Annotated in this window: 6 protein-coding genes and 1 pseudogene; 6 read left to right on the plus strand and 1 reads right to left on the minus strand. The window is 51.5% G+C overall.

What is annotated here, in order from left to right; translation table 11 throughout:
* Nucleotides 1-217 precede the first annotated feature (217 nt).
* Nucleotides 218-1,621 (plus strand): flagellar filament capping protein FliD, encoded by a 1,404-nt coding sequence (gene fliD, locus ACT3RU_RS17810; RefSeq protein ID WP_483392967.1) that lies wholly within the window; start codon nt 218-220, stop codon nt 1,619-1,621.
* Between the two features lie 69 nt (nt 1,622-1,690).
* Here the strand turns inward: fliD and ACT3RU_RS17815 are convergent, their stop codons facing one another.
* Complete coding sequence (locus tag ACT3RU_RS17815) at nt 1,691-1,972, minus strand: hypothetical protein (protein WP_483392968.1); 282 nt, start codon at nt 1,970-1,972, stop codon at nt 1,691-1,693.
* A 53-nt stretch (nt 1,973-2,025) separates the two neighbouring features.
* On the opposite strand from ACT3RU_RS17815, the gene ACT3RU_RS17820 reads away from it, so the two are divergent.
* The 5 genes and pseudogenes from ACT3RU_RS17820 to ACT3RU_RS17840 form a co-directional block, all read left to right on the plus strand.
* A complete protein-coding gene (locus tag ACT3RU_RS17820) occupies nt 2,026-2,343 on the plus strand; it encodes a hypothetical protein (protein ID WP_192528702.1) in 318 nt (105 codons plus the stop codon).
* A 149-nt stretch (nt 2,344-2,492) separates the two neighbouring features.
* Nucleotides 2,493-3,473 (plus strand): Rpn family recombination-promoting nuclease/putative transposase, encoded by a 981-nt coding sequence (locus tag ACT3RU_RS17825; protein WP_483392969.1) that lies wholly within the window; start codon nt 2,493-2,495, stop codon nt 3,471-3,473.
* A 568-nt stretch (nt 3,474-4,041) separates the two neighbouring features.
* Nucleotides 4,042-4,991, plus strand: a pseudogene (locus ACT3RU_RS17830) (flagellin N-terminal helical domain-containing protein).
* Between the two features lie 200 nt (nt 4,992-5,191).
* On the plus strand, nt 5,192-5,338 hold the full coding sequence (locus ACT3RU_RS17835) for a flagellin (RefSeq protein ID WP_483392970.1): 147 nt from the start codon (nt 5,192-5,194) through the stop codon (nt 5,336-5,338).
* Nucleotides 5,339-5,406: 68 nt separating this feature from the next.
* Nucleotides 5,407-5,856, plus strand: a 450-nt coding sequence (locus ACT3RU_RS17840) for a hypothetical protein (RefSeq protein WP_483392971.1), incomplete at its 3' end; no start/stop codon positions are given.

Below are 5,856 nucleotides of genomic sequence, written 5' to 3' on the forward strand. Positions count from 1 at the left end.
GAAATACAAATGATGGCAGCCAGCCAATACTTGTATAAGCAATACATAATGTGCCGTGAGGTTTGAAAGCACAAGCGTGTGGTTTGGGAGGTGGGTAGGCGCTACTCAGTAATTCGGCTAGGGTTATCAAATACGAGCGCATAAGGGCTAAAGTTAATTCCTTTTCGGCCGATAGAGTTTATAGAATTCATGTTTTTTGTCTGCGAGGACTGTACTGATGGCAACAATTACCTCCCTTGGTGTTGGTTCAGGGTTAGATCTCACCGGTTTGCTGGATGAGCTTCAAGATGCCGAGCGCGGTAAGCTTGAGCCGATTACGCAGCAAAAAGCCGATCAAGAAGCCAAAATTTCCGCTTACGGGCAGTTGCAAACGTCGCTCAACGCATTTAACGATGCGGTGGCCAAGATTAACGACCCAAAGCTTTATCAAAGCCTTTCCGCCAATGTGCGTGGCGATGATATAAAAGCCACTACCTCGGCGAACGCGCTGCCGGGCAGCTACCAGGTAGAAGTTAGCCAGGTCGCGACATACGGCTCGCTTGCCTCTGAGAGTATTACTGAGATAGAGGAAACCTCAGATCCATTGGAGCTAAACGGTGCGACCGCTATCAGGCTAAATTTTGTAGGTAGTGAGAGCAAGCCGGTCGATATCGAGCTTGATGCCAACAGCTCGCTAAACGATATTCGTGATGCAATTAATGCCAATAAAGACGCCGGTGTTAACGCCATGATTATTAATGACGGCGATGGCTACCGCTTGGCACTCAGTTCCAAAGTCACGGGGGCAGACGCATCCATTGATAGCTTTGAATTTGTAGGTGGAGCAGGCCCATTCGGCAAAGCGGAAGAAGCTGGCGCCAAGCAGCAGGGGCAAAATGCTTCTTTAACGGTGAACGGCATCACGATTACCAGTGCCAGTAACCAGGTGGAGGATGCTATTCAAGGGGTAACGCTTAACCTGGGTGAGCTAAGCATTGCCGAAGGCGAAAAAGCGACCAGCACGGTCAACATTGAGCGCGATACCCTAAAGCAGCGCGAAGCGATCAACGATTTTGTCGACGCGTATAACGATTTAAAAGATACGACTAACGGGCTCACTAGCTTCAACGCTGAAAGTGGAACAGCAGGAGAGCTACTGGGTGATCGTACCTTGCGCACGATTGAGTCTCGCCTGCGTAGCGTGCTTACCGGGGGGGGGGAAGGCGGCGAGCTTTCTACGCTGAGCCAACTGGGCATTACCTTAGAGGCTGGCACTACTCTTAGCGGTAAGCTGGAAGTTGATGATGAAAAGCTCGATAACTTAATCGCCAATGACCCGCAGGCGCTAAGCGCGTTTTTTGCGGGCGATAATAAAGACGGTGGTTTAGCCGGTAAGTTAAACAGCTCCATTGATCAGATGACCAGCAGTAACGGCGTGCTTAAAGGTGCCATTACAGGTGCTGAGAGCAACGTAAAAAGCCTGGATGAACGCTATGCGCGCATGGAAAAAAGCATTGAAGGCACTCTTTCCCGCTACCGCACCCAGTTCGGCCAGCTGGACGTTATGATATCACAGATGAACAACATGAGTTCGTACCTGACCCAGCAGTTTGATGCGCTGGATGCCCAGCTAGGCCGCTAGTAGTAACCCCACCCAGGCCCTTGTAGGAGCGAATGAAGCAGCCCCATAGTGCTGCTGGAGCAAGGGCGGCTAACGCCGCCACCACTGCACAAATGTAGTGCGCGGTAAGCGAAGCGCACCCGCAATGCAGCGCACAGCGCTGCCGGGGTAAGGGCAGCTAGCGCCGCCATCGCCGAGTAAACTCAGCTCCCACAAAACCGCTGCCGGGGGTTGGCTAACACAGCACACCCTATAGGCCAACGGCACAAATGTAGTGCGCGGTAAGCGAAGCGCACCCGCAATGCAGCGCATAGCGCTGCCGGGGTAAGGGCAGCTAGCGCCGCCATCGCCGAGTAAACTCAGCTCCCACAAAACCACTGGCTCCGCTTCGAAAACCGCGCATTGCCCCAATCATTACCCGCTGGGTGAAGCGCCACCTGCAGCGGCTTGGCGCAGGCGTTAATCTTGAAACGCTCACCAGTCTGGTGGAGGACAAAGACATGCTGGCAGAAAACCTGGAAAATCTCTTGAGAAAAGAGCGCCTGAAAGCGTATCAAGAGGGCTATGAGGAAGGTTATCAAGAGACAAAGCGAAAAATTTTTAGGAATCTGCTTGTCTTTAGATTTGGCCAATTACCCAATTGGGTGGATGAACAGCTGCAAAAAGCAACGCCTGAGCAGCTAGCCGTTTGGTCGGAGCAAGTGCTTGTCGCTGATAGCCTGGAAGCGCTATTTACTCAGTAAGGCGCGTTTGTTATGAGCGTGGTTGAGCAAGGGCGGCTAGCGCCGCCATCGCCGAGTAACTCAGCTTCTACAACCTGTCTTGCCAGGCCTCAAAAGTGATCGCCCTTGCGCGGCCATGCTAACATCCCCGGTACTGCGCAGGAGGGCCCATGGCTAATCACTACGACACTGGCTATAAAGAACTTTTCAGCTACCCTGAATTTGTTCAACAACTGCTTGAAGGCTTTGCCCCGCCAGAAATCTCTGAGCTGATGGATTTCAGCACATTAAAACTCCATAGTGGCAATTACATCACACCGCTTTTTGAAGAGAAGTTTGAAGATCTGGTCTGGTCGATGCAGGTGAACTGGCAAGGGGCTATCCAGGAGGTCTACCTCTACCTGTTACTTGAGTTTCAATCCCGGGTCGACCGCACAATGCCCATTCGGCTGATGCACTACGTTGCCTGCTTCTATGACCATTTGCTAAAAGCGAAAGCGACCACGCCCGGTAAAGGCTTGCCGCCCGTGTTCCCTGTTGTGTTATATAACGGGACAGAACGCTGGTCAGCCAAGCATGATATATACGACATGGTGCAGCCTACGCCACCCGTCTTTTTACAGCCTTACCAGCCGCATCTGCGCTATTATTTAATTGATGAAGGTGCTTACACTGATGAGGAACTAGCGCAGCGTCACAGCCCTCTAAGCGGTATATTTAGCATTGAAAACGCGGCCACGAGCTGGGAAAGCCTGCAACAAGCGGTTGACCGCATTGTCGCGATCATTCAGGCAGACCCCCATAAACCGCGCATTGACCCAATCATTACGCGCTGGGTGAAGCGCCACCTGCAACGGCTTGGCGCAGGCATCAACCTGGAAGCGCTTACAAGTTTGGTGGAGGATAAAAACATGTTGGCAGAAAACCTGGAAAACCTGGTGAAGAAAGAGCGGCTAGAAGGTCGCCAAGAAGGTCGCCAAGAAGGTCGCCAAGAAGGTCGTCAAGAGGCTGAGAAGTACGCGTTACAAGAAAAGCGTGAAACGGTACGCCACCTCTTATCGTTTGGAGTGCTAAATGATGAGCAGATTTCCGAAGCGACGGGCCTATCTATTCATGATATTGCAAAACTGCGTATCGAAGGTAAGCACTGACTGAGAAAGCAGCGCCCCGCGCTGCCGGGGGTTGGCTAACACAGCACACGTTATAGGCCAACGGCACAAATGTAGTGCGCGGTAAGCGAAGCGCACCCGCAATGCAGTGCGCAGCGCTGCCGGGGTAAGGGCGGCTAGCGCCGCCATCGCCGAGTAAACTCAGCTCCCACAAAACCGCTGCCCCGCTCATTGTGAGAAACCACCCGCAACGCAGCGCCCCGCGCTGCCGGGGTTGAGTAACGCAGCTCTATAGGCCAATATGGCAGCTAGCGCCGGGTAACCTCAGCCTCCACAAGAATCAGCATAAACGTATCTCCCACAAAGCACCTGCCACCACGTGCCTTGTGTCGAATGTTGATAATCCCCTCGTTACCAAAAATTACATAATTTTTTACTACTTTCCCCTAAAGATTCCCTCCGCTGCGCCGTTAATAACTATAACGGCGATCAACGCGCCGAATAGCGGGCCACATGGCCAGTCTTTTAAAAAGGGGAATCATTCCATGTCAGTGATCAATACCAACATCACCTCCATGATTGGCCAGTCTAATCTGTCCAAATCACCTCTATGGAGCGTCTGTCCTCCGGCCTGCGCATCAACAGTGCCAAGGATGATGCGGCGGGTCAGGCCATCGCCAACCGTATGACTTCCCAGATTACCGGTCTGTCACAAGCACAGCGTAATGCTAACGACGGTATCTCCGTTGCCCAGACTGCTGAAGGCGCGTACGTGAATTGACTGTTCAAGCACAGAACGGTACGAACTCGGCAGACGACCTGACCTCCATTCAGAATGAAATCGGTCAGCGTCTAAATGAAATCAATCGTATCTCAGAACAAACTGATTTCAACGGCGTTAAAGTGCTGCAGCAAGACGGTGGCCTAAAAATTCAAGTCGGTGCAAATGACAACGAAGCAATCAGTATTGATCTGCAGCGTGTTGATGCTACTTCGTTGGGCCTGAATAACTTTACTGTCAGCGGCGATCAAGCTGCTGACCTGCAAACGCTGGTAAGCGATTTCGGCGCGTCAGGTGAATCAGAATACGAGGTCAGTGTATTTGATGGCACTGGTGCTGAAGGCGCTAATGCGGCTGTTCAGGTTGATATTTCAAACGGAAAAGTCACAACAGCCGGCGGAGACCAGCTTTACGTCAGTCAAACCACAGGTAATATTACCTCTGCCTCTGACAACGTAGCCGCTGGTGATCCCGCGAATACGGAACAAGCTACCGCTTTTGCCAACGCTTTTGCGGGCTTGGAACAGGGAGATAGTGTCACTGTAGGCGGAACGTCATGGACACGCGATACAGCGGGTACAGATACTGAAGGCTTTGGTAATGCGACTTACTCAGCGACCATTGAGGGACAGGAAGTTGTAGTCTCTATCTCGGCTTCAACTGATGCTAATGGTGCCGATGCGATAATGTCAGTACTCTGGACGGCTCTTCCGCTTTTGACGCAGGTACCAATTTTACTACCTCTGGCACCAACGAAAATGCCCGTGAAATTGACCTGAAAAGTGCAGGTGCTAGCTACACCGGCTCTTCACTGACGGTTGACGGTAATGCTTACAGTGTTGATACCGGTGGCCAGGTAACCGCGGATGCTGATGGTGACGTTGTCTACATCAAGAATGCTGGAGAGGCTAGCCAAGGGCTTATCTCACAGGCTAATGCAGTAGAAGCCCTTAGCCAGGTTGATACCCTGCGTTCTGACTTGGGTGCGATCCAAAACCTGTCTTCTGCCCGTTCGCGCATCGAAGATGCCAACATGACCAAGGCTCAGATCCTGCAGCAGGCTGGCACTTCCGTACTGGCACAGGCCAACCAGATTCCGCAGAACGTTCTGTCTCTGCTGGGTTAATCGATCTAAAGTAAGTAATAGAGGGCCGATAGCATATATCGGCCCTTTTTTTGTTTTAGGGGGTGCCAATGAAAAGTATAGATCTTCTAGCGCTGTTGGCCGGTGAAGCGGGGCTTAATCTGCCCGAAGGGGCCAGCGTGGTCGACTCGGAGCGGTTCGTCGATATTAAGAAAGAAGCCGTTGAGGCAGTTTTGGTAGTAAAAGGTAGCGTTACCGTTGTGTCGTTGGATGGCTCAGAGAAAAAGTCCGAGAATATTCATGGCGGCAACATCTGTTATTTTGACGCCAAAGATAAATACGTCTTTTTAAGAGAGGAGGGAGCGTTTTTAGCGTTGGATAGTAAAATCAAAAAAACGACCGCCAGCGAACCGACCCGGTTTGGTTTTTTTAATAGAAAGAAAAAAGAAACAGTAGAGCCATTGGAACAGTTGGAAGCGCCTGAGAGTGAAAGTATCGAACTTGCCGATGCGGTAGACGAGGTCGAGAAAAAAAGCATACTCAGCGATATGATACCGAAA

It is taken from the genome of Halomonas sp. TP35, from assembly GCF_052375975.1.
In the GTDB taxonomy this organism is placed as follows: domain Bacteria; phylum Pseudomonadota; class Gammaproteobacteria; order Pseudomonadales; family Halomonadaceae; genus Vreelandella; species Vreelandella citrativorans.

Excerpts from the sequence above, each read along its gene's own strand:
- fliD (WP_483392967.1), top strand. The coding sequence starts at position 218 with ATGGCAACAATTACCTCCCTTGGTGTTGGTTCAGGGTTAGATCTCACC.
- ACT3RU_RS17825 (WP_483392969.1), top strand. The coding sequence starts at position 2,493 with ATGGCTAATCACTACGACACTGGCTATAAAGAACTTTTCAGCTACCCT.